This is a genomic window from Paenibacillus sp. IHB B 3415 (genome assembly GCF_000802655.2).
Lineage (GTDB): Bacteria > Bacillota > Bacilli > Paenibacillales > Paenibacillaceae > Paenibacillus_AQ > Paenibacillus_AQ phytohabitans.
On sequence record NZ_JUEI01000016.1, the window covers coordinates 80,299 to 103,885 of the forward strand.

General features: G+C 52.4%; 24 protein-coding genes. 19 read left to right on the plus strand and 5 right to left on the minus strand.

Annotated features, from left to right (window positions below):
- Positions 1-213 precede the first annotated feature (213 nt).
- Both tkt and QW71_RS09105 read left to right on the plus strand, forming a co-directional pair.
- Positions 214-2,265: a transketolase gene (gene tkt / locus QW71_RS09100; protein WP_039296436.1), complete on the plus strand. Its 2,052-nt coding sequence runs from the start codon at positions 214-216 to the stop codon at positions 2,263-2,265.
- Positions 2,266-2,299: 34 nt separating this feature from the next.
- Complete coding sequence (locus QW71_RS09105) at positions 2,300-2,617, plus strand: pyrimidine/purine nucleoside phosphorylase (protein WP_039296439.1); 318 nt, start codon at positions 2,300-2,302, stop codon at positions 2,615-2,617.
- Between the two features lie 434 nt (positions 2,618-3,051).
- On the opposite strand, the gene QW71_RS09110 is transcribed toward QW71_RS09105, so the two are convergent.
- Entirely contained in the window at positions 3,052-3,954 is a 903-nt protein-coding gene (locus QW71_RS09110) for an NAD(P)-dependent oxidoreductase (protein WP_039296442.1), read from the minus strand.
- A 263-nt stretch (positions 3,955-4,217) separates the two neighbouring features.
- On the opposite strand from QW71_RS09110, the gene QW71_RS09115 reads away from it, so the two are divergent.
- The 3 genes from QW71_RS09115 (at position 4,218) to QW71_RS09125 (ending at position 6,920) form a co-directional block, all read left to right on the plus strand.
- Positions 4,218-5,573, plus strand: coding sequence for a glucose-6-phosphate isomerase (locus QW71_RS09115; protein ID WP_039296447.1), 1,356 nt, complete (start codon positions 4,218-4,220; stop codon positions 5,571-5,573).
- 128 nt (positions 5,574-5,701) lie between these two features.
- On the plus strand, positions 5,702-6,334 hold the full coding sequence (locus tag QW71_RS09120; protein WP_039296449.1) for a YigZ family protein: 633 nt from the start codon (positions 5,702-5,704) through the stop codon (positions 6,332-6,334).
- 4 nt (positions 6,335-6,338) lie between these two features.
- Positions 6,339-6,920, plus strand: a complete 582-nt coding sequence (locus QW71_RS09125; protein WP_039296452.1) for a TetR/AcrR family transcriptional regulator — start codon at positions 6,339-6,341, stop codon at positions 6,918-6,920.
- 150 nt (positions 6,921-7,070) lie between these two features.
- Here the strand turns inward: QW71_RS09125 and QW71_RS09130 are convergent, their stop codons facing one another.
- Positions 7,071-7,472, minus strand: a complete 402-nt coding sequence (locus QW71_RS09130; RefSeq protein ID WP_039296455.1) for a secondary thiamine-phosphate synthase enzyme YjbQ — start codon at positions 7,470-7,472, stop codon at positions 7,071-7,073.
- Positions 7,473-7,667: 195 nt separating this feature from the next.
- Here QW71_RS09130 and cysT point away from each other — a divergent pair, with 195 nt between their 5' ends.
- From cysT to QW71_RS09155, 5 genes are all read left to right on the plus strand, one after another.
- Positions 7,668-8,483 (plus strand): sulfate ABC transporter permease subunit CysT, encoded by an 816-nt coding sequence (gene cysT, locus QW71_RS09135; RefSeq protein WP_039296457.1) that lies wholly within the window; start codon positions 7,668-7,670, stop codon positions 8,481-8,483.
- Positions 8,480-9,277 (plus strand): sulfate ABC transporter permease subunit, encoded by a 798-nt coding sequence (locus QW71_RS09140; RefSeq protein ID WP_039296460.1) that lies wholly within the window; start codon positions 8,480-8,482, stop codon positions 9,275-9,277. Before cysT ends, QW71_RS09140 begins: the two co-directional genes overlap by 4 nt.
- A gap of 2 nt (positions 9,278-9,279) precedes the next feature.
- Positions 9,280-10,344, plus strand: a complete 1,065-nt coding sequence (locus QW71_RS09145) for a sulfate/molybdate ABC transporter ATP-binding protein (RefSeq protein ID WP_039296463.1) — start codon at positions 9,280-9,282, stop codon at positions 10,342-10,344.
- A 52-nt stretch (positions 10,345-10,396) separates the two neighbouring features.
- On the plus strand, positions 10,397-11,464 hold the full coding sequence (locus QW71_RS09150) for a sulfate ABC transporter substrate-binding protein (RefSeq protein ID WP_039296466.1): 1,068 nt from the start codon (positions 10,397-10,399) through the stop codon (positions 11,462-11,464).
- Positions 11,465-12,015: 551 nt separating this feature from the next.
- Positions 12,016-12,798, plus strand: coding sequence for an MBL fold metallo-hydrolase (locus QW71_RS09155; RefSeq protein WP_039296469.1), 783 nt, complete (start codon positions 12,016-12,018; stop codon positions 12,796-12,798).
- Positions 12,799-12,894: 96 nt separating this feature from the next.
- Here the strand turns inward: QW71_RS09155 and QW71_RS09160 are convergent, their stop codons facing one another.
- The gene (locus tag QW71_RS09160; RefSeq protein WP_039296472.1) at positions 12,895-13,215 is read right to left on the minus strand and encodes a MazG-like protein; all 321 of its coding nucleotides are present in this window, start codon (positions 13,213-13,215) and stop codon (positions 12,895-12,897) included.
- A 380-nt stretch (positions 13,216-13,595) separates the two neighbouring features.
- On the opposite strand from QW71_RS09160, the gene QW71_RS09165 reads away from it, so the two are divergent.
- Both QW71_RS09165 and QW71_RS09170 read left to right on the plus strand, forming a co-directional pair.
- Positions 13,596-13,805: a hypothetical protein gene (locus QW71_RS09165; protein WP_039296476.1), complete on the plus strand. Its 210-nt coding sequence runs from the start codon at positions 13,596-13,598 to the stop codon at positions 13,803-13,805.
- 90 nt (positions 13,806-13,895) lie between these two features.
- Complete coding sequence (locus QW71_RS09170) at positions 13,896-14,243, plus strand: VOC family protein (RefSeq protein ID WP_039296478.1); 348 nt, start codon at positions 13,896-13,898, stop codon at positions 14,241-14,243.
- Positions 14,244-14,482: 239 nt separating this feature from the next.
- Here QW71_RS09170 and QW71_RS09175 read toward each other — a convergent pair whose 3' ends face one another.
- Positions 14,483-15,253, minus strand: a complete 771-nt coding sequence (locus tag QW71_RS09175) for an SDR family NAD(P)-dependent oxidoreductase (RefSeq protein WP_039296480.1) — start codon at positions 15,251-15,253, stop codon at positions 14,483-14,485.
- Between the two features lie 21 nt (positions 15,254-15,274).
- Positions 15,275-15,730, minus strand: a complete 456-nt coding sequence (locus QW71_RS09180) for an S-ribosylhomocysteine lyase (RefSeq protein WP_039296482.1) — start codon at positions 15,728-15,730, stop codon at positions 15,275-15,277.
- Between the two features lie 240 nt (positions 15,731-15,970).
- Here QW71_RS09180 and QW71_RS09185 point away from each other — a divergent pair, with 240 nt between their 5' ends.
- The 7 genes from QW71_RS09185 to QW71_RS09215 all read left to right on the plus strand — a co-directional run bounded on the left by QW71_RS09185 (position 15,971) and on the right by QW71_RS09215 (position 23,573).
- A complete protein-coding gene (locus QW71_RS09185; protein ID WP_235441428.1) occupies positions 15,971-16,828 on the plus strand; it encodes a MetQ/NlpA family ABC transporter substrate-binding protein in 858 nt (285 codons plus the stop codon).
- 124 nt (positions 16,829-16,952) lie between these two features.
- A complete protein-coding gene (locus tag QW71_RS09190; protein ID WP_039296483.1) occupies positions 16,953-18,167 on the plus strand; it encodes an aminotransferase class I/II-fold pyridoxal phosphate-dependent enzyme in 1,215 nt (404 codons plus the stop codon).
- Positions 18,160-19,179: a methionine ABC transporter ATP-binding protein gene (locus tag QW71_RS09195; RefSeq protein WP_039296486.1), complete on the plus strand. Its 1,020-nt coding sequence runs from the start codon at positions 18,160-18,162 to the stop codon at positions 19,177-19,179. The genes QW71_RS09190 and QW71_RS09195 overlap by 8 nt, the downstream gene beginning before the upstream one ends.
- Entirely contained in the window at positions 19,179-19,838 is a 660-nt protein-coding gene (locus tag QW71_RS09200) for a methionine ABC transporter permease (protein ID WP_039296489.1), read from the plus strand. The genes QW71_RS09195 and QW71_RS09200 overlap by 1 nt, the downstream gene beginning before the upstream one ends.
- Positions 19,839-19,973: 135 nt before the next feature.
- On the plus strand, positions 19,974-21,170 hold the full coding sequence (locus tag QW71_RS09205; protein ID WP_063776439.1) for an iron-containing alcohol dehydrogenase family protein: 1,197 nt from the start codon (positions 19,974-19,976) through the stop codon (positions 21,168-21,170).
- A gap of 82 nt (positions 21,171-21,252) precedes the next feature.
- Positions 21,253-21,975 carry a 5'-methylthioadenosine/adenosylhomocysteine nucleosidase gene (locus QW71_RS09210; protein WP_039296493.1) on the plus strand — a complete coding sequence of 241 codons (723 nt, stop codon included), beginning with the start codon at positions 21,253-21,255 and terminating at the stop codon, positions 21,973-21,975.
- 1,016 nt (positions 21,976-22,991) lie between these two features.
- Complete coding sequence (locus QW71_RS09215; RefSeq protein ID WP_306766031.1) at positions 22,992-23,573, plus strand: GNAT family N-acetyltransferase; 582 nt, start codon at positions 22,992-22,994, stop codon at positions 23,571-23,573.
- The last annotated feature ends 14 nt before the right edge of the window (positions 23,574-23,587 follow it).

Sequence of the window (23,587 nt, forward strand, 5' to 3'; positions counted from 1 at the left end):
TCTTAGATAGAAACTAGACTTAAGGCTAAGTCCCTCCATCCGCGGATTGCATCCTCCCAAATCCTCCCGAACTCTGCAAAGCTGGCGGTAGAGTGCATAGACCCGGCAGAAGCCGCTAACTATAAGCTGTAGCAAAAACAATTGGAAATGCTTCCACTTACGTGATACAATAATAGTCAAAATGACATTCTTGATTTGAGGAGGATTATTTTAATGACTGAACAAGCAAAAAAAGATCAAGCCATTCATAAAGAAGAAAACTCGACGGTGGACAACCTGGCCATCACTACGATCCGTACACTTGCTATTGATGCGATTGAAAAAGCAAATTCCGGACATCCCGGGATGCCAATGGGTTCCGCACCCATGGGATACCAGTTGTTCGCCAAGACGATGAATCATAACCCGGATCACCCGACTTGGGTAAACCGTGACCGTTTTGTATTGTCCGCCGGACATGGCTCCATGCTGCTCTACAGCTTGCTCCACCTGAGCGGCTATGATCTGCCGATGGAAGAATTGAAGCAGTTCCGCCAATGGGGCAGCTTGACACCGGGACATCCGGAGTTCGGCCACACTGCAGGTGTAGACGCGACAACCGGTCCGCTTGGACAAGGTATCGGTATGGCTGTAGGTATGGCGATGGCTGAAGCACAGCTGGGTGCTACTTACAATAAAGACGAACATAATGTAATCGACCATTACACATATGCGATCTGTGGCGATGGCGACTTGATGGAAGGGATCTCTTCCGAGTCCGCTTCGCTTGCCGGCCATTTGAAGCTGGGCAAACTGATTGTAATGTATGATTCCAATGATATTTCCCTCGACGGCAAGCTGAACCTCGCGTTCTCCGAGAATGTGGCTAAACGTTTCGAAGCTTACGGCTGGCAGGTTCTGCGCGTAGAAGACGGCAACGATCTTCCTGCACTCGGTAAGGCTCTTGCTGAAGCTCAAGCAGACAGCAGCAAACCGACGCTGATCGAAGTGAAGACCGTTATCGGCTACGGCAGCCCGAACAAACAAGGTAAAGGCGGCCATGGCGGTACTCACGGCTCCCCGCTGGGTGCTGATGAAGCGAAGCTTACGAAGGACTTCTACAAATGGGTATATGAAGAAGATTTCTTTGTTCCGGACGAAGTGCGCGCCAGCTTTGCTGAAGTGAAGGCTAAAGGGATCGCGGCTAACAAAGCATGGGATGAGAAATTTGCAGCTTACAAACAAGCTTACCCTGAGCTTGCTGCACAGCTCGAAACTGCACTCAGCGGTGAGCTTCCAGCAGGCTGGGATGCCAATCTGCCATTCTACAAAGCAGAAGACAAAGCAGTATCCACCCGTGTCGCTTCCGGTAATGCGCTGAACGGTTTGACTGCCGGCATCCCGCAGCTGGTTGGGGGTTCTGCTGACCTTGAGAGCTCGACAATGACTCACTTGAACGGTTTGTCCCAGTTCACTTCTGAATCGTATGACGGCCGTAATATCTATTTCGGCGTCCGCGAATTCGGTATGGCTGCGGCCATGAACGGGATTGCACTGCACAGCGGTCTCAAAGTATTCGGCGGTACGTTCTTCGTATTCACAGACTACCTGCGTCCGGCTGTCCGTCTGGCTTCCATCATGAAGCTGCCGGTAACCTACGTGCTTACACATGACAGTATCGCTGTCGGTGAAGACGGTCCTACCCATGAGCCGATTGAACAGCTTGCGTCCCTGCGTATCATTCCAGGCCTTACCGTGCTTCGTCCGGCTGACGGCAACGAAACTTCGGCAGCTTGGGCTTATGCTATGGAGAACACAGCCAATCCGGTAGCGCTGGTACTGACCCGTCAGAACCTGCCGATCCTGCCAGGAACTGTGGACGGCGTTCGCGAGAACATCAAACGCGGCGGCTATGTAGTTTCTGATTCCAAGAATGGTACCCCGCAGGCACAGATCATTGCTACAGGCTCTGAAGTACAGCTGGCTGTTAAGGCTCAGGCTGCTCTTGCTGAAGAAGGCATTGATGTCCGTGTAATCAGCTTGCCGAGCTGGGATCTGTTCGAGAAACAGGACAAGGCTTACCGTGATTCCGTAATTCTGCCTGAAGTGAAAGCCCGTCTGGCGATTGAAATGGCGCAAACCTTCGGCTGGGAACGTTATACAGGCGATCAAGGCGACATTCTGGGTATCACTACCTTCGGCGCTTCCGCCCCTGGCGACACAGTAATCAGAGAGTATGGCTTCACCGTGGAAAATGTAGTCAGCCGCGTGAAAGCCCTGCTATAATAGACGGATTAACCATAAAGGGGAGAATAAGCATATGAGTCAGTTTACGGGCGCGACAATTCAAAAAGCAGCGAACATCTATTACGACGGAAAAGTTACCAGCCGTACAGTTACTTTAGAGAACGGTACTAAGGTGACACTCGGTATTATGCTGCCTGGAGTGTATGAATTCGGCACAGAAGGTCCAGAGACGATGGAAATCCTCTCCGGCAATCTTAAAGTACTGCTTCCCGGTACTGACGTGTGGAAAGACATCGACGGAACAGAAACATTCCATGTTCCCGGCAACTCCAAGTTTGCGCTGGAAGTCTTCGCATTAACTGATTATTGCTGTTCTTACCCGATTGTGTAATTCAAAAGTATAGAAATGTAGAAATCCCCCGGGAGCTTTAGGCTGCCGGGGGATTTCTTTGTGTGCAGATAATAATTGAAATGGCGCGGGTCATGTCATAGACTGCCTGCAGTTAAGTAATTCAACGGCAACGAATCTTAGGTGAGGAATTGGCGTATTCGGCACAGCGATTGAGTGGTAAATGAGGAGAGTGTTGCCATATAACCGGAAATTTGTTATCATTATATAAGAACGTATGTTTGTTATTTTTAAGTGCTCAGAGGTGCAGAGAGGTGGAATTTATAGGCTGCATTCGGATAATTACATAAGCTGTAACTATGGGCAACTTCGGAGAGGACGAGCCCTGTACTTAGTGTATTTTATAATGCTGCAGCTAAAAGGCGCAGCCTGAAATCCGGCTGCGCCTGCAGTAATTGTTGATTGAGTATAGTTTATTATTTCTGGTCAGCCTTGCCGCCAATCTTCTGGCCGATCCAGTCTTCGTAAGATTTCACCACAGCAGACAGGTCTTCATCCCCGTAGCCGTGATTGAAGCCCGCCTGGAACATACTTTTGGCGACACCAAGCATAGGGGAAGGTACGCCAGTGGAATCGCTGAGCGAGGAGGCCAGCTTGAGATCCTTGAGCATCAGGGCAAGGGAGAATTGGTTGCTGAAATCATTATCAATAATCTTCTGCCCCTTCAGCTCAGCCTGCTTGCTGCCTGCCGATCCGTTCTTCACCAGCTCGAGGAACTTGTCTGCGGGAACGCCTGATTTCACGGCAATGGAGAAGCCTTCGGCGAGTGCGACATTATGAATGCCGACCATGGCATTGTGAGCCAGCTTGGCTACGGCGCCGCTGCCGTTAGCGCCCATATGCAGCAGCAGTCTGCCCATGGAATCAAAGATATCACGATGCTCTTCAATCACTTCGGCGCTGCCGCCAACCATGAAGACCAGTGTGCCTTCGATAGCCGCAGGTTTGCTGCCGGTTACAGGCGCATCCAGGAAGCTTCCGCCCCGTTCTTCCACGGCTGCGGCAATTTCCTTCGCGAGGCCGGGCGAGATGGTGCTGGAATCCACAACGGTGGTTCCCGGCTGAAGGGTAGCCAGAATACCGTTATCACCGTAGAATACTTCCCGGATCGAATCATCATTGCTGATCATGGTAATAATAACATTCTTGCCTTCAGCCGCAGCCTGCGGAGTTGCGGCAACCTTCGCGCCTTCCTGTTCCAGAGGTCTGCATTTCTCTGCTGTGCGGTTGTACACCGTAACCTCAAAGCCGCTGCGCAGCAGGTTAGACGCCATAGGCGCTCCCATCGTTCCGAGTCCGATAAAGCCGATCTGTTTCATTTCATTTCCACCTTTGCTCTTTGAGATCATAATATAGAAACTAAGTTTGTCTACATTCTATCAGAAGGTCCTGGCATGTTCCACAGAACAGGTTTCCGGTTCCGGTCAGTAAACGCTTCCAAGAAACTTTCATAAACATGGTTCCAAAGCCGGGGATATGCCTTAAGACCTTGCCAGTCAAGGCAAATTAAAGTATCCTAGATAATAATGTTGCAACAAACGGTGTCAAATCTAAAGAGATAAACAGGAGGCTACCATTACCGATGTCCAAGAAGATTAATTTTGACTACACCAAAGCCCTTTCCTTCTTCAGCCAGACTGAGATTGACTATTTCGCCGCTCCGGTGAAACTGGCCCACGAACAGCTGCATAACAAGAGCGGAGCCGGCTCTGATTACCTGGGCTGGATTGATCTCCCTACAGCGTACGATAAGGAAGAATTCGCCCGTATTCAGCAGGCTGCCAAAAAAATTCAAAGTGATTCCGATGTACTGATCGTTATCGGTATCGGCGGTTCTTACCTGGGAGCACGCGCAGCTATTGAGGCGCTTTCGCATTCGTTCTACAATAACCTGTCTAAGGACAAGCGCAAGACTCCGGAAGTTTATTTTGCCGGCAACAACATCAGCTCTACCTACATCACGCATTTGCTTGATCTGGTAGAAGGCAAAGACTTCTCCGTGAACGTAATTTCCAAATCGGGTACGACTACTGAACCGGCTATTGCCTTCCGTATCTTCCGTGCAGCACTGGAGAAGAAATACGGCAAGGAAGAAGCCCGCAAACGTATCTACGCAACTACAGACAAGGAGAAGGGCGCACTCAAGAAGCTGGCTAATGAAGAAGGCTACGAGTCGTTCATTATTCCTGATGATGTAGGCGGACGTTATTCCGTACTGACACCGGTAGGCCTTCTGCCAATCGCTGTAGCCGGAATCAACATTGAAGAAATGATGCAAGGGGCCGCAGCTGCAGCCGATGAGTTCAACAATCCGGATGTAGCTACGAACCAGAGCTATCAATATGCCGCAGTGCGTAACGCACTTTACCGCAAAGGCAAGACTACAGAAATCCTCGTGAACTACGAGCCGTCCCTGCACTTTGTATCTGAATGGTGGAAACAGCTCTACGGCGAAAGCGAAGGCAAGGATTACAAAGGAATCTATCCTTCCTCCGTTGACTTCTCGACAGACCTGCACTCCATGGGTCAGTTCATTCAAGAAGGTAACCGCAATATCTTTGAAACGGTTATCCAGGTAGAACAGGTACAGCACCATGTATCGATCGAGTCTGATCCTGATGATCTGGACGGACTGAACTTCCTGACAGGCAAGACAATGGACTTCGTGAACAAGAAGGCCTTCCAGGGAACTATGCTGGCGCACACAGACGGCCAAGTGCCGAACCTGATCGTCACTATTCCTGACCAGACGCCTTATACTTTCGGCTATCTGGTGTACTTCTTCGAGAAAGCCTGCGGCATCAGCGGATACCTGCTGGGTGTGAATCCGTTCGATCAGCCGGGCGTTGAAGCTTACAAGAAGAATATGTTCGCATTGCTCGGTAAACCGGGCTACGAGAAAGAAAAGGCAGAGCTGGAAGCCAGACTTACTGAGTAGTTGTAACCATACGCGCAGATCATTCATACTAAGGTAAGTCATCAGGGAGCAGTCCATAGGTAACCATTACCGGGGCTGCTCCTAATATATATCAAGTTATCATATGTAGATTAAGGAATGGACAACAAATGCTGGAACAATACCGGACGGTACGTGCTCCCGGTTCACGGGAAGTCGTAATCCGTAAATCACGCTTCATCGGACATGTAATGCCGGTGGAGAGCGAAGAAGAAGCCGTGCAATTCATTGAAGACATCAAGAAGCAGCACTGGAACGCTACACATAACTGTTCTGCTTATATGATTGGTGAGAGGGATGAGATCCAAAGACAGTCGGATGACGGTGAACCGAGTGGAACGGCCGGGAAGCCGATTTTGGAAGTAATCCGCAGCCAAAAGGTTAAAAATGTCGCTATTGTAGTTACCCGTTATTTCGGAGGCATTATGCTGGGCGCAGGCGGACTGATTCGTGCCTATACAGACGGCGCAGTGCTGGCACTTGAAGCCGGAGAGGTGATCACCCGTGTGCTGAGGCGGGAGGTGTTCGTGGAAATCGAATACACCTGGCTGGGCAAGGTGGAGAACGCGCTGCGGGGCAGAGGCATCCAGACTGGTGAAACGTTATTTACGGATAAAGTTACGCTGCTATGTCTTCCGCGCAATGATGAAGGTGACGCATTTATCGCATGGATAACCGATCTTACCGGGGCGCAAGCCCAGGTTACGGAAGGGCGGCGGCTTTACTACAGCGAAGGGGAATAAATTTATGGCAAGAAGAGCAGTGGAGCAGGAATTGTCGAGAGAAAGGATATTGGAGGCGGCGAGGCATCTTTTTATAACCAAAGGGTACCGGGCCATTTCGATGCGCAGCATCGGCCAGCATCTGGGTTATAGTCATGGTTCTCTCTATTATCACTTCAAAGAGAAGGCTGAATTATTCTACGCAATCGTAGTCGAGGATTTCAATCATGTGGCCACACTGCTGAATCAGGCAATGAGCATGCCCCCTGAAGAGGGAATGACCCGTGTTGAACAGCTGATCATGGAGTTCATCCGTTTCGGGCTGGATCATCCGTACCAGTATGAGATCATGTTCATGATCCGCGATGAAGAGCTGCTTGCCTATTGTAGAGCAGAACAGGGCCGATGTTTCGAGTTGTTTGCAGGTATTGTCCGCCGTCATATGAAGGAAGAGGGATATGTGTCGGAAGACTGGCAAAGTGTGCCGCTGACCCTGTTCTTGTCTGCTCACGGATTTATTTCATATTATATTCAAGATAAGGTGCTGTTCGAAGATGTGAAGCAAGCCGCACTTACGCATGTCAAAGTACTAAGCCGCAGTTTATAATAGCTGTTTTTTTTAACGATCCGCACTTTAGAGCGTTGCATTGGTATAACATTGATTGGTGAAAGTGTTATAGAAGCTATAAATAATATAGAGAGCAGCTCCGCAGGAACCGGCGAAGCTGCTTTTCTATAAGCTTTCATGAGGACTGGACTAACCCCCGATGATTTTCAGATAACATTGCCGGTGTCTTGGACCATCGAACTCACAGAAATAGATCCCCTGCCAGCGGCCCAGCAGCAAGGCTCCATCATGAATAATAATGGTTTGGGAAGGGCCTGCTGTGATTGACTTTAGATGGGAAGCGGTATTGCCCTCGGCGTGGCGGTATTTCGGATGTTCCCACGGATAGACTTCATCCAGGCGCATCAGCACATCATGTTTCACATCCGGGTCGGCGTTCTCGTTAATCGCAATCCCCGCTGTGGTATGCGGACAATACACTACAATAATTCCACTTCGCACTGCGCTTTTCTTCACATAAGCTTGGACCTCGCGGGTGATATCCCGTAACTCATCCCGTTTGCTGGTGCTGATCTCCATAGTATGAAGCATAATGAACTCCCCTCTCTTACATAGGCAAAATGAATGTTATATATACTTTAACCCAAAAGCTACGAAAGTAATTGACGGCAGCAACCGGTCTTTGGTAAAGTAGTGATAACTTTAAACCAAGTATATTAATAGGAATAATTACAGCTTTAAAGGCGAGTATACCGACCGGATAGCCGGAGGTGGGAGGCTTAACCATTGAATTCGTTGATTAGACACAAAGGCTGGACCTGGGGATTCCGTACAACTATTTTACTTTATTTTGTAGTGCTGATCGTGCTGCCGATACTCGGTGTCTATTACAATTCATTCTCGCTCGGTATTGGCAGTTTTGTCGAGAGTATCATTGATCCGATTGCCTGGAAGTCGGTATTATTAACGCTTAAGCTGGCGGTTATCGCCACACTCATTAATGTGCTGCTGGGGACGATGATTGCCTGGGTGCTTATACGCTATAAATTTCCCGGAAAAGCGCTGCTGAACAGTCTGGTTGATCTCCCGTTTGCCCTGCCTACTGCCGTTGGAGGCCTAATGATTCTTCTACTGCTGGGTCCAGGGAGCCTAATCGGCGGTCTGGCGGAGTCGCTGGGGTTTGAGATTGTTTTTCATCAGCCGGCGATTGTGATTGCTATGGTCTTCGTCACTTTTCCCTTCGTGATCCGGGCGGTGCAGCCGCTGCTGGAGGAGCTGGACGCTTCTGAAGAAGAGGCGGCGTATACGATGGGGGCTAAGCCTAGCCGGGTCTTCCTGCAGGTCATTCTGCCGTCGATGTCACCGGGTATGATTGGCGGGGGGATGCTGGCCTTCTCCCGGGCCCTCGCTGAATTCGGAGCAGTTGTGCTGGTGGCCGGCAATATTCCGGGGCGGACGCTGGTGTCTTCGGTATTTATTTTCGGCGAAGTTGAGAGTGATAATCCGGTGGGGGCCGCAGCGGTCTCCATCATTCTCCTGACCTTGTCCTTTCTTATTCTCTGGCTGATTAGTCTGCTGCAGATGCGGGGGAGAAGATCATGAGAAGACTCTGGATTACACTGACGTATCTTGTATTCTTCCTGCTGATTGCCGCGCCGCTGGGTAAAATGACGATCGGTGCCTTCAGCGAAGGCTGGGGCGGCTTCTGGAATGCCCTGACCCGGCCGGAGGCGCTGCACGCGCTGATGATGACCGGATTCGTGGTGGTCGTAGTCACGCTGCTGAATACGCTGTTTGGCATCATGATGGCTTTGTATCTGGTGCGGGCGGACTGGCTGGGACGGCGCCTGAAAAGCCTGCTGAACAGCATCGTTGACCTGCCTTATGCGGTATCGCCGGTGATCGGCGGTCTGATGATCGTCCTGCTGCTGGGGCCGGACAGTGCGCTGGGCGAGCTGTTTGAACAAATCGGAGTGAAGATTGTGTATGCTTTTCCCGGAATGGTCATTGCCACATTGTTCGTGACCTTCCCGCTGATGGTGCGTGAGGTGATGCCGGTGCTGCAGGAGATTGGCTCCCAGCAGGAGGAAGCGGCTTCGACGCTTGGTGCATATGGCTGGACGACCTTCTGGAAAGTAACCTGGCCTTCGATCCGCTGGGCCGTGATCTATGGGGTGATTCTGACGGTGGCCCGTTCGCTTGGTGAATTCGGTGCAGTGCTCGTTGTGTCCGGCAATATTATGAACAAAACGCAGACTGCGACCACGCTGGTCTATCAGGATGTCGAGAATTTCAATGTTACGGCTGCGGGCGGTATAGCGCTGGTGCTGGCCGCATTCTCCGCAGGTCTGCTGCTGTTGATGGAATGGAGCAAGAGAAGAAAGGGTGTGCACTAGTTATGCATGTAGAGGTCCGGGGACTGAATAAGCATTTTGGAGATTTCCACGCCGTGAAGGACGTCAATTTCGGGATTACCAAAGGTCATCTGATCGGGCTGCTCGGCCCCAGCGGAGGCGGCAAAACCTCCATCCTGCGCATGCTGGCGGGACTGGAGACACCGGACAGCGGGGAGATTATTTTCCATGGCAAAACTGTGAATAACTTACCGCCCCAGGAGCGTGAGATCGGCTTCGTGTTCCAGAACTATGCACTATTCAAGCACATGACGGTGTTTGAGAATATTGCCTTTGGGCTGAAGGTGAAAAAGAGTTCGAAAAATGCCATCCGTGACCGCGTAGCTGAGCTGGTGGAGCTTACCGGGCTGAAGGGCTTCGAGAAGCGGTATCCGCATCAGCTGTCCGGCGGTCAGCGCCAGCGTGTGGCTTTTGCCCGGGCGCTCGCGCCTGAGCCGCAGCTGCTGCTGCTGGATGAGCCGTTCGCGGCGATTGATGCGAAGATCCGCCAAGAGCTGCGTTCCTGGCTGCGGGAGCTGATTGAGCGTGTTGGCATAACCTCGATCTTCGTTACCCATGACCAGGATGAAGCGATTGAGGTGGCGGATGAGATTATGATCATCAACCAGGGCCGCCTGGAGCAAAAGGGTACGCCGTGGGATATCTACAAGGAGCCGAAGACACCGTTCGTGGCGACCTTTATCGGGGAATCGACGCTGATCGAAAGTGCTTCCGAGCTGAAGGGCTTCAAAGGGGCAGGCGGCGGCAAACCGACCAAGGCGCTGATCCGTCCCGAGTATATCGAGGTGGGCCACCTTCATGAATTCAAAATGGCTTCGGCCACCGAGCAGGGCATCGTGAAGCATCTGCATTTCCGCGGCAGCGAATGGCTGGTGGAGGTGGAGGTGAACGGACATAAGCTGGTAACGTACCGGTCACTGGAGAAGGAGACGCTGACTCCGGGTCAGGAAATTTCTGTGCTTGTGCACCGCGCCTACCTGTTCAACGATGAACACAGCTGGATTCAGGAGAATGGGCTGAAGGAAGATCCGATGCCTGTATTTATTTAAAAATATATTCCGTATTTATTTAAAAATATAAGATGTAGGATGTGTCGCCGGTATGAGGCTTTTCAGAAGGAGCAGACAACTGCACGGCTGGCTGGCTGTCTTAATGCTGGCGGTGCTCACACTGACCGCCGTCGGCTGCGGAAATGAGCAGGAAGGTTCAACAGCTGCTGCGGCGCAGCAGGGGGACTTGACCCTGGTGGTCGGTGCGTACAGCGTAGCGAAGGATGCGATGGGCGAAATTCTGCCCTTGTTCGCGGAGGAATGGCAGGCCAAGACTGGCCGAAAAATCGTATTCCAGCAGTCCTATGAGGCTTCCGGAACCCAGGCGCGGGCGATTGCCGGCGGATTCGAGGCCGATGTCACTCTGCTGGCGATGGAAGGCGATGTTGAGAAGCTGGTCAAAGCGGGCCTAGTGGAGAAGAACTGGAAGGAACGCGGCGAGGCCGGAATGGTCACGCGTTCGGTTGTGGCCTTGGGTACACGGGAAGGCAACCCTAAGGGGATTCATGATTTTGCCGATCTGGCGAAGCCGGGCGTGAAGGTGCTCTATCCGAATCCGAAGACCTCCGGCGGTGCGCAGTGGGACATCAATGCGATCTACGGGGCGGGTCTGAAGCTGTCTGAGGAGCAGGAGGGAGCGAAAGACCCTGCTGCCGCGAAAGCTTTTCTGGAGAGCATACACGCCAACGTAGAATCTCTGGATAAAAGCGGACGCGCTTCGATGGCGGCCTTCGAATACGGGGTAGGCGATGTAATCGTCACTTATGAGAATGAGCTGCTGGCGCGGATAGCCCAAGGGGTAAAATATGAGGTGATCATCCCGCAGAATACAATCCTGATTGAGAATCCCGCTGCGGTAGTGGACAAATATGCAGATGAGCATGGCACCCGCGAGGCGTCAGAGGCGCTGGTGGATTATCTGACCACGCCGGAGGCGCAGGCGGTCTTCGCCAAATTCGGCTTCCGTCCGGTGAACGAGCAGGTCTACGCGGAGCATGAGAGCCAGTATCCGGTTCCTGTGGGACTGTTCGATATCAGCTACCTTGGCGGCTGGGAGGAAGTCCGTACGACCCTCTATTCCAAGCGTGGAATCTGGTATCAGGTGCTGGCCGGGATTTAGTTGGGAAGTTCGGGCGGATACGGTATGATGATGGTTACTAGGGGAATTGGAAGATTCGTAATTCCTGCTTGCGGTGAGATGCGGGCGATTAGGAGAGCTGTTCTGCGGCTGGATGCTGCCGGACGGCTCTTTGTTTTTGTATCGGAATCCCTCTGATTCCGCTGGAAGTGGACGGTATGGGGAAATCAAAGGGATAAATCCCTCTGATTCCGCCGGTATGGGGAAATCAAAGGGATAAATCCCTCTGATTCCGCCGGATGCGGGCCCAAGGAGGAAATGAGGAGCAAAAGTGCCCCTGAATCCGCCGAAAGTGGGCGGCAGGAGAAAGTAGTCTGTATAGAGCAATGTGAGGTGGTCTTATAATCTACATAAGCTGCACAGGCCGCACGGGCTGGATAAGCCCGGCTTGATTCACCCGTTAGGATGAGTTTGTTCGTCTTCGTGTTGCGGCGGGGAGGCGTCGGGATTCGGGATGCAAAGGGACGGCTCCTGTTTTATAATATACAGATTGAGACACACTGAAATATTGCACAATGAAGGAGGGCGGGCTTATGGATACATTGATTTTGGGGGGGACAGGGGATGCCATGGGCGTACCCCGGGTCTATTGCGACTGTGAAACCTGCACGGAAGCAAGAACAAGCGGCCGCAATAACCGGCTGCGTTCTTCTGTCTTTATAGATAACGGCAGCGGCTTTCTGACGATCGACTGCGGACCGGACTGGCGCAAGCAGATGGAGCTGCTGGGGCACCGCAGCATGCAGCGGCTGCTGGTGACGCATGCGCACTTCGACCATATCGGCGGATTGCCGGAATGGGCGGACAGCTGCCGCTGGATGGGCTTCAGGGGGGAGCTCTACGCTCCGGCGGAGGTGATTCCCGTGATCCTGCGCCAATACCCGTGGCTAAGCGGGCATATTGACATGATTCCCTGCGATGACGGCATTACACTGGACGGCTGGCAGATCAGCACGTGGCGGGTCAACCACGGCAAGAACGGCTACTCCTACGCCTTCCGGCTGGAGAAGAACGGCTATGTCTGGATTTATTGCCCGGACTCCATCTCCCTCACACCGGAGGAAACGAAGCATATGCACGGAGCAGACTTATTGGTGCTGGGGACCAGCTTTTATTACGAGGCGGCAGAATTGTCCACCCGTTCTGTATATGACATGACGGAGGCGGCAGACCTGCTGGAGATTGTACAGCCGCGCCGCGCGGTATATACGCATATGTCCCATGATGTGAATCTGGAGAAGGATTATATTCTGCCGGAGAAGGTCACCCTTGCCGTTACCGGGATGAGGCTTCCGCTGTATCGTGAGGAGTCCTGAGCATCGGATCAGCGGGTGACTTCAGCATGAACGATCCGCGTATATACAAACAAAGAAGCTCCGGATGCCCCGGAGCTTCTTTACATACAACCCTAATTATTCTTGCCCAAGCAGCTTCTCTGTTTTGGATAAGAAGGTATCCAGCGCTGCAGCGAAGTCAATATTCATCCGTTCAGCCAAAACCATCAGCCACCACGCACATTCGCCAAGCTTATGCTCCAGTTCAACTGCAGTATCCCCTTGAGCCAGCCAGCGCCCCTGCTGTGACATGGTCAGACGGCCCACCAATCCGGCATCTGTAAGAAATGCCAGTGCATCCTCTTCGACTGTCCACTCTTTATCATGATGCTGCCGTTCCAATTGATGATAGAGCTGTCTGATTTGAGCGGAACGTAATGCCGCCTCGTTAATATTCATATCTATTCCTCTTCTCCCTTATAGCAAGTTAGTATATCGTCTGCCCAATATAGCACTCCTAATTAGACGGCATTATGTCATATTACAATCATAAAAATGCTGCGAGACGTGTGCAGACCAAACCGCTGCTGAATTTATCTCCTGCCTAATATGACATAATGCCGTCCTGTTACAGGGCGTATAGTGGACTTGTGAGCTTGGCCGGTAGCCCGGCTAGCAGAGAAGATCACGGACAGGAGTGAAGATACTGATGAGTCAAAATGAACCATCATTGCCACAGGTTATTATAGATTATATGGATGCTTCCAATGCACACGACTTCGAGGCCTATATGAATATAGTTAACAGCAGATCTGCTGTAAGCGCGGGTGAACATGAACATGAGAACGCTGCAGCATGATGTTGAGCTGGATAATGCTGTTTTTTTCGGCAGCTATGTTCTGGTGATAACAGACGGAAAGATGACGGGCGGAGGGCGTGTGAACGGGTATGATGAAAATGAGGTGGTGGTTGGCGGACGGAAGCATTCGCGGCAAACCTCAACTTTCGTTCTTACGCAGCCTCCGCAAATTCAGATAGACTTTATTTAATGCTTAGTCAGAAGGAACTCCGGCTCAGAACTCGAATATCTAACATAATCGGCCAGCTGACAATGTGATGATGGAGAGGAGTCGGAGGCGATGATAAAAGGTCTCGGAGGAGTATTCTGGAGAACCAATGATCTTGAGGCTGTGAAAAAATGGTACAGTGATGTGCTGAAGCTTGAAATCGACAATTGGAACGGGACTGTGATTAAGCCCCAATCCGGGAATGAGACGATCTTTTCTTTCTTTGCGGAGGATGACAGCTCCTTTCCGGCCGAACAACAGGTGATGTTAAATTTCCAGGTACATGATCTGAACGAGACTCTTAAGCACTTGGAACAAATGGGTATACCGCTTGCCAAGGAACAAGAGAGCAGCGAATTCGGCAAGTTTGTGTGGATTAAAGATCCTGACGGCCGGCTGATTGAGCTTTGGGAGAAATAGAAGGTTGAAATTCAATTTCATATGGCGAATCTGTTAAAAAGGGATTTCACCCGGCGGCGCTTGCCGCAGGTGAAGTCCCTTTATTGTAATTATAGCTTTTAAAAGTTATCGGGGTCCCCGCTTTGTGGGGTTATTTTGAAATATAAGAATTGATAGGTTTTACATGATAACTTATTCTTCTATTTCTCGCTGAAACGGTACCGTCCTCTAAAAGGACGGCAAAGCCGTTTCCGCTTGCGTTAGTTCATCGTCATGCCGCCGGTGACATTAATCGCCTGGCCGGTCATGTAGGAGGCCAGCGGGCTGGCGAGGAACAGCACTACGTTCGCTACATCCTCCGGTTCAGCCGTCCGGCCGAGCGGGACCTGCGAGCGGTCCTCGGCGAGAATGTCCTCCGGTGTCATTCCGCGCAGGGCAGCACCTTCCACACGCTCGCGCTTCTTCATGTCCGTCTCGACGATGCCCGGACAGACCGCGTTCACAAGAATCTGCTCCCGGGCCAGCTCCAGCGCCATGACCTTGGTGAAACCAAGGACCGCATGCTTGGAGGCAACATAATTGCCCATGCAGCGGTAGCCGTTCTTGCCCGCCTGTGAGGCAATATTGATGATCCGGCCGCCGCCGCCCTGGCGGAGCATCTGGCGCGCCCCGGCCTGGGAGACCAGATATACGCCCTTGGCGTTGATATCCATTACCTTATCCCAGTCTTCCTCCTTGATGTCAACGGCAAAGTCCATCGTCGATGTCCCGCTGTTGTTCACCAGAAAGTCGATCCGGCCAAAAGAATCCACCGCGCATGCTATCAGCCGCGCGGCATCCTCACCTGACGTAACGTCGATGCGGATCTGCACCAGCCGCTCATGAATCTGTTCCACCCCCGGCTTACAGGCGATATCGCCGATTACGACATTCGCGCCAGCCTTCAGGAACAAATCGGCAATGCCCTTGCCGATCCCGGTCAGACCTCCGGTGACCACCAGTGTTTTTTCCGTGAAATCGATGTTCAGCATGGCAGCAGGCTTCCTCTCACTCTAGCTTCTGAAGGGATCATCGCTGATGCCGGCATCCAGAACCTGTCTGGCGTACTCTTGGGCGCTGAATAGGGAATGGTCTCTGTAGTTGCCGCATTCCAGTGCAGATACCGCAGGAACAATCTCTGTATCCAGTACTTTATGCAGAACCTTGGTCAGCGCTGCTGCGACATCGGCAGGGTTATGCTCATCCCAGATAATCAGATAGAAGCCGGTCCGGCAGCCCATCGGGGAGATATCAATAATGCCCTCCAGCTCATCACGCAAATAAGTGGCCAGCAAATGCTCCAGGGTGTGGACAGCGGCAGTAGGCAATGCATCCGCATTCGGCTGCAGGAAGCGCAAATCATATTTCTGGATGGTGCTGCCTTTCTCATTCTTCTCCGTACCTGCAACCCGCACATAAGGGGCCTTTACCTTCGTATGATCCAATTGGAAACTTTCAACCTTCGCCATGTTATTCCTCTTCCTTTCAAGCTTTTCATATCAAACTATCACAACGTATAAAAGATGTAAATAGACAAAGCCGATTAATCCAATCATCTTAATTAAAATGTGTTGACATGAATATTAATGCATTGTAACATATGAATCAACTTAATTCTGATGCTTTTACTGGGTTTAATTGTCGGTTGTTGTTGCCGGATCGTCTGGCTTGGGTTTCTAAAGAAATATATACATTGGGGGAGAACTTACATGTTGAAGAAAAAATGGATTCATTCCGCGCTATTAGTCATTGCCACCACTTTGGTTATCGCAGGCTGCGGTAATAACAGTGATGCTGCCGGATCAGGCAGTAATTCCTCCGGACAAGCAAAGAAGACGCTGCGTATCAGCTTCAATCCCGGACCTTACAGTGACCAGTTCAAGAACGGTGTTGCACCTTATCTGGAGAGCCAGGGCTACACCATTACTTATAAAGAATTCACCGATGGTATTCAGCCGAATGTGGCTGTAGCGAATGACGAGATTGACGCTAACGTCTTCCAGCATTCCCTGTACCTCGAATCTATCAATGAGCGTGAGAAAATCGACCTGGTAGGTGTGGTGAAGGTTCCTACTCCGCCGATGGGCCTCTATTCCAAAAAACACACCAGCCTGGATGAAGTCAGCGACGGTGATCAGGTCAACCTGCCGAACGAACCGGTGAATATGCTCCGTGCGCTTAACGTCCTGAAGGATGTGGGCTGGATTACACTTAAGGAGGATATTGATCCGCTGCAGACTTCACTGGCTGATATTACATCCAATCCCCACAATCTGAAGTTCATTGCCACTGAGCCGGCCCAGGGCCCGCGCGCACTGGAGGATGTGGATTACGCTGCTATTCAGGGGAACTTCGCCGTATCGAACAATATTAAGCTGACCACGGCACTGCAGCTGGAGAACATGACGGACCCGTTCACGAATATCGTGGCGGTCGACAGCAAGAACAAGGATGCTCAATTTGTAAAAGATATCATCGAGGGCTACCATTCTGCTGAGTTCCAGGAGTACATCACATCGAATCCGGATTATGAAGGCTACAAGCTACCGGACTATTTTACGAAATAACAAACCATTATAGCGCTACCCGGTGATCTGTCATTTCCCTGTCAGGGAGAAGTGGCAGATCGCCTTTGTATATTCCAGCCTGAAGCTTGAAGTCTCAGAGATCCTGTGAAGAGGTGTAAGTGATATGGATTTTGAACCCGCTAATGTTGTAAAAGAGTTGTCCGGAAATTACTTCAACGCGCTGAAAGCCAGAATCGCCGATTACCGCAGCAAAGGGATAGACGTGATCGATCTGGCCAGCGGCAACCCGGATCAGCCCACACCGCAGCCCATAATTGATGCCCTGAAAGCGGCAATCGATAAACCGGAGAATCAGGGCTACCCGCCGTTTTACGGTAAAAAAAGTACGCTTGAAGCCATAGCTGTCTTCTATAAACGGGAGTATGGCGTGGAGCTCGATCCGGAGCATGAAATTGCAGTGTTCAGCGGCTCAGGCATTGGGGTGGTCGGTATTCCGCAGAGTCTGCTGAATCCGGGGGATCTGATGCTTACCGCCGATCCGGCTTATCCGGCCTATCATGCCGCAGCCCAGCTGGCGGGAGCCCGGGTTCATACCCTTCCTGTCTATGAGGAAGATGGTTATCTGCCGGATTACGGGCGTGTTCCTGAAGAGATCCTGCGGCAGGTGAAGCTGCTGATGCTGAATTATCCCAACAATCCTACAGGAGCAGTGGCTTCGGGAGAATTCTGGGAACAGACGCTGGAGCTGGCCGCCCGCTATAAGTTCCCGGTGCTGAATGATTTTGCCTATGGCGCGTTCGGCTTCGATGGCCACAAGCCGCTTAGTCTGCTTCAGCATGCGGACGGCAAAGCCTATGGAATCGAAACCTATACCGTGTCCAAAACCTACAACATGGCAGGCTGGAGGTTTGGCTTCGCCGCCGGTAATGCTTCGATCATTGCTGCCTTGAAGCATTATCATACGCAGGCGTACAGCACCGTGTTCGGTGCAGTGCAGGATGCGGCAGCGGCGGCTCTGCTCGGACCGCAGGATGCGGTGAGGCAGCTGGGAAGCCTGTATCAGCGGCGGCGCGATGTGCTGGTAGAGAGACTAAGAGGCATCGGCTGGGAGGTTCCGGCTCCGCAGGGAACCTTCTTCGCCTGGTTCAAAGTGCCTTCAGGCTATACAGCGGAAACCTTCGCCCAGCGGCTGCTGGATGAAGCGCAGGTGGCTGTGGCACAGGGTGAAGGCTTTGGAGAACAAGGGCGGCAGTACGTGCGGCTCAGCCTGGTGAACAGCGAGGACAGGCTGAACGAAGCGGTAGACCGGATAGACGCGGCAGGTATTTTCAAGCAGACGGTGGTCACGGACCTGAGGGGGGCGGCTCAGTATGATTGAGCTAAGGGATATTTACAAGACATTTGAACGGAAGGGCCAATCCATTGAAGCTTTGCGCGGGGTAAGCCTGCATGTGGACAAGGGTGATATTTACGGCGTCATCGGATACAGCGGAGCAGGCAAAAGCACCCTGATCCGGCTGGTCAACTATCTGGAGCGGCCGACAAGCGGAGAGGTGCTCGTGGAAGGTGAGCCGTTGGCGGAGTACAATCCGGCGCAGCTGCGCGCGGCCAAGAAGAAGATCGGCATGATTTTTCAGCATTTCAACCTGCTGGAATCCAAGACCGTATTCGACAATATCGCGATTCCGCTGGTGCTGCTGAAACGGAGCAAAAAAGAGATACAGGACCGGGTCACCGAGCTGCTGAAATTCACCGGGCTGGAGGATAAGGCGAAGAGTTATCCCAAGGAGCTGTCCGGCGGCCAGAAGCAGCGGGTGGGCATTGCCCGGGCTCTGGCTACCAATCCGTCCGTCCTCTTATGTGATGAAGCGACCTCGGCGCTTGACCCGCAGACGACCAAATCCATTCTGGAGCTGCTCAAAAAAATAAATAAAGAGTACAACATCACCATTATGATCATTACGCATGAAATGGCTGTCATCCAGCAGATCTGCAACAAGGTTGCCGTGATGGAGCAGGGGGAGATCATCGAGCAGGGCAAAGTGCTGGATGTCTTCGGCAGTCCGCATCACCCCACTACGCAGAGCTTCGTGCAGACGGTTATTCATAACAGTGTGCCGCAAAGTGTGTTGAACACGCTGAAGGCCGAACCGGGGCGGCGGCTGTTCCGGCTGAAATTCGTTGGAGGCACAGCCTCGGAGCCGATTATTAACAGCCTGATCCGCAGATTCGAAGTCAATGCGAATATTCTGTTCGCCAATATGACGGAAATCCAGCAGACAACGCTGGGGACAATGATTCTGCAGCTGCACGGCGAGCATACAGTGATCGATCAGGCGGCGGCTTTTATCGTCAGCCAGGGTGTGGACATTCAGGAGGTGGAGGTTTAATGCTGGATACAGTGATTACCTCGGAGCAGCTGTTTCAGGCGCTGCGGGAAACGGTGGTTATGGTTGGGGTTTCGTTGTTTTTTGGAGCGCTGCTGGGGATTCCCATCGGTATCATCCTTGTTATTACACGTCCGGGCGGTGTGCTGCCGAACAGAATCATCTATTCGGTGCTTAATCCGATCATTAATATTGTCCGTTCGCTGCCATTTATCATTCTGCTTGTAGCTATTATTCCATTCACGCGGCTGCTTGTGCATACCTCTATTGGCACCAGCGCAGCGATTGTACCGCTTGTTGTATACATAGCGCCTTATATTGGACGCCTGGTCGAGAACTCCCTGCTTGAGGTAAGCCCGGGGATTCTGGAAGCTGCCGAAGCGATGGGCGCGACTACGTTTCAGGTGATCTGGCATTTCCTGCTGCCGGAGGCATTCGGGTCGCTGATCCTGACGATGACCACGGCGATGATCGGACTCGTTGGGGCCACAGCAATGGCGGGAACGGTCGGGGGCGGCGGGATCGGCGATCTGGCGATCTCGTATGGCTACCAGCGGTTCGACACCTTCGTCATGATCGTTACCGTGGCCATTCTGATTATTTTCGTGCAGGGCATCCAGTCTGCGGGGAACCGTTTGGCTCGTAAGGCGCGGCGGGACTAAGAATGAGGCTGAAGCTGAGGCGGTTGTTAGGCTGAGCGTAGGCTTACACAACTTAAGCGGATGCTTCCGAAGCAAGTTTTGTATGAAGGTGATACAAGAAGCGTAGGCTTACACAACTTTTAAGGAGGGACCATTATGGCGGAACGTCTTATCGTGCGCGCGGCACCGCAGGAATTCGTCTGCCGGGAGGGCAGCTGGAATGACCTGGAGGAGCATCTGCGCAGACGGGGAATTGAGCGGGTACTGGTGGTGCGCGGTGTGAAGTCCTGGGCGGCGGCCGGGCGGTATTGGCCGCAGCTTACCGGAACGGAGATCCATTATCATGTCTACGGCGGAGAATGCACCTACGGGGAGCGTGATGCCATAGCCGGTTATGCGGCAGAGCATCAGCTTCAGGCGATTATTGCTGTAGGCGGCGGGAAGATCACGGATGTGGTCAAATCTGCTGCAGCCAAGCTGAATCTGCCGGCAGTTATTCTGCCGACGCTGGCCGCTACCTGCGCCGCCTGGTCCTCGCTGAGCGTGATGTACGACAGTCAGGGGGCTTATGTCCGCTTCGATGTGTTCCCGCGCAGCAACGCGCTGGTGCTGCTTGATCCGGCCGTCATCGCTGCTTCACCGCCGGAGCTGCTGGCAGCCGGCATTGGCGATACGCTGGCCAAATGGTATGAGGCTGACGCCATCATTCGCCATCTGCCTGCGCCTCCGGTTGAAGTGGAGCTGGCCTGGTTCACGGCGCGCAAATGCCGTGATCACCTGCTGGAGTACAGTGCAGCAGCGCTCGCGGCCGTCTCGGCGGGAGTGCTGGATGATGCGTTGACCCGGACGGTAGAAACGATCATCATGGTGGGCGGACTGGTCGGCGGCTTCGGTGAAGATTACGGCCGCACCGCCGGTGCGCACTCCGTCCATGATGCGCTTACGGCCATACCGGAGGCCCACAGCCTGCTGCATGGCAGCAAGGTGGCTTACGGTGTGCTGGTTCAGCTTGCGCTGGAAGAGAACTTCGCGGAGATAGAAGAACTGCTTCCGTTCTACCGGCAGATCGGCCTGCCAGCCAGTCTGGCGGATATGGGGCTGGACTTCCTGACTCCGGGCGATCTGCTGGAGCTGGGAGAACGGGCGGCGGTGCCGGAGGCCTCCATTCACAGGATGCACGGCGTGATTACTGCCGCGCGGATTGCGGATGCGGCGGCTGAACTGGAGCGGTTCGTCGGCAGTTGGCGCCGGGATTCCTCCGGAGGGCCGGGGCGGGCGTTAGATACCGGGGAAGTGGCACAGACAATCGATGCTGCAGGAGTAGGCATGTGGACGAAGCAGGCTGGAAAGTGAACATGGACGATAGCGGACAAAAAGAGCAGGCAGAGTCCGGTGTGCGTCAACAGAACATCATTGGTCAGGGGGCTGTAACATCATGAGTATTGCGATTATCGGCGCAATGGAAGAGGAAGTAACGCTCTTGCTGTCACGGATGACGGATGTGCGTAGCCTGAAGGCAGGCGTGGGAAGACTTCATTCCGGCAGGCTAAACGGGCTGGATGTGGTTCTGCTGCAGTCCGGCATCGGCAAAGTGAATGCGGCAGTAACTACAACGCTGCTGCTGGAGCGGTTCCACTGTGAGCTCATTATTAATACCGGCGCTGCCGGTGGCTTGGCTCCGGAGCTTAAGGTTGGCGATGTGGTCATCGCCGAGGAACTGATCTACAGCGATGTGGACGCAACAGCATTCAGCTATGCATATGGGCAGGTGCCGCAGATGCCGGACCGTTATCCGGTCGCGGGCGATCTGCTGGCTGCGGCGAAGCAGGTGATTGCCCGCACTTCCAGGGCGGAGGCAGTCGTCACCGGACTGATTACTACGGCGGATTCGTTCATCAGCCGGCCAGAGCGGGCTGATGAGATCCGCAGCCGCTTCCCTGCGGCTAAGGCTACAGATATGGAAGGTGCGGCTATTGCGCAAACCGCCTACCAATTCGGTGTGCCGTTCCTTGCTGTCCGTGCGATCTCCGACATAGCCGGATCAGAAGCGGCCGGATTATTCAAGTCGCATCTGGAGCTCGCCGCCACCAACTCGGCGGAGGTCGTTACGGAGATTCTGGCGCTGTATACAGCGGCGGAGACTCGTGGTGCGAAGTGAGTGCCTGATAGGTGACTGAATACTAAGTGACTAAATACTAAGTGGGCGGACCATTAACAGTGAGCAACTATATCGTCGAATTAACTGTGAGAACAGACTACTATAATAAACCGTACTATTGAATAAAATTAAACAAGTAACCGGTCAACGCTTATAGCAAATGTTGTACGTATTACAACTTGGCTCCCCAGAAACCAACATGATTGGACAGATTGTTGTATGAAATACAATAATTGTCCCGTTAAACCGTTTGGATGAGCGGAAATGATGCCTTTTATACAACAATTTTGGATTACGCTCCATATTAGGAAGTAATTGTTGTATTCCGTACAACATTCACTGAGGAAAGCTAAGTATGCGTAAGTATTCAAGTTCAGCCTATATAGTTGAATATAATAAACTTGTATAGCTTGAACTGAAGAAGACAATAACAGATGAGAATAACGGAGGGGGATTTTGGAACTGTAGGAGCGCCAGCGACTGCCTTTGTCACCGGATTTCTACCGCTAAAAGCGGTAACAATCAAGAAATCTGGTGACAACAGCGGCCGAAAGTCCAAATATTCACCGCAGTTATGAACAACATCCCATTGGAATCATTTCAAGTTCAATCGTAACAATCAAGAAATCTGGTGACAACAGCGGCCGAAAGTCCAAATATTCACCGCAGTTATGAACAACATCCCATTGGAATCATTTCAAGTTCAATCTACCCGGAACCGCCTGTGAGTACTGAACGGAGCTGCTGAGGAGCTTTGTTCGTGGCTTTGAAGGCGGTTTTTTGCTGTGCAATAGCGACATTTTTCAGCCCCAAGACCGACCCGCGAATCCGCCTGCCGCCGCTGGGCGCTTTCCCGCCAGCTCTGTAAACTAAAGGCATCGAAGCGCGGAAAGTAAATGAATCATGAGCCCATCTTCCAATTTTAAGCAACTAATGTGTATTTTTCATTATTTCCAAGAAAAGGAGGAGGCACTATAATATAACGATATTCGATTAACGTGGAGGATGAAATGGATATGAGTGAGAATTTGCTTCCAATTCTGCTGGATATTCCAGAGAGCTTTGAAACAGAGCGCCTGCTCCTGCGTGCTGCACGGCCGGGAGACGGTGCAGAAATGAATGCTGCCATTGGAGAGAGTCTGAACGAGCTGAAGCTTTGGATGCCTTTTGCCCAGAGCATGCCGGCGGTGGAAGAGACCGAGGTCTATGTCCGGGAGTCGCGGGTAGCGTATCTGAAGCGCTCGACACTGAATATGCAGATCTACAGCAAGGCGGACGGCACATATATAGGCAACATCGGCTTGCATCATATCGACTGGGACTGCCGCCGTTTCGAGACAGGTTACTGGATCAGGAGCTCCTGCGCGGGCAACGGATACATCACGGAAGCGGTGAACGGAATTACCGCCTTCGCTATAAGAGAGCTGGAGGCCAGCCGGATTGAGATCCGCTGCAGTGCGCGGAATGCCAAAAGCGCTGCTGTCGCCGAGCGTGCCGGGTTCACGTTGGACGGCATTCTGCGCCGGAGCACACGCGAGGCGGACGGGGAACTCCATGACAGCAAGGTGTACGCTAAGGTGCGGGGTGTTGAATTCTAAAGGGAGATGATGAT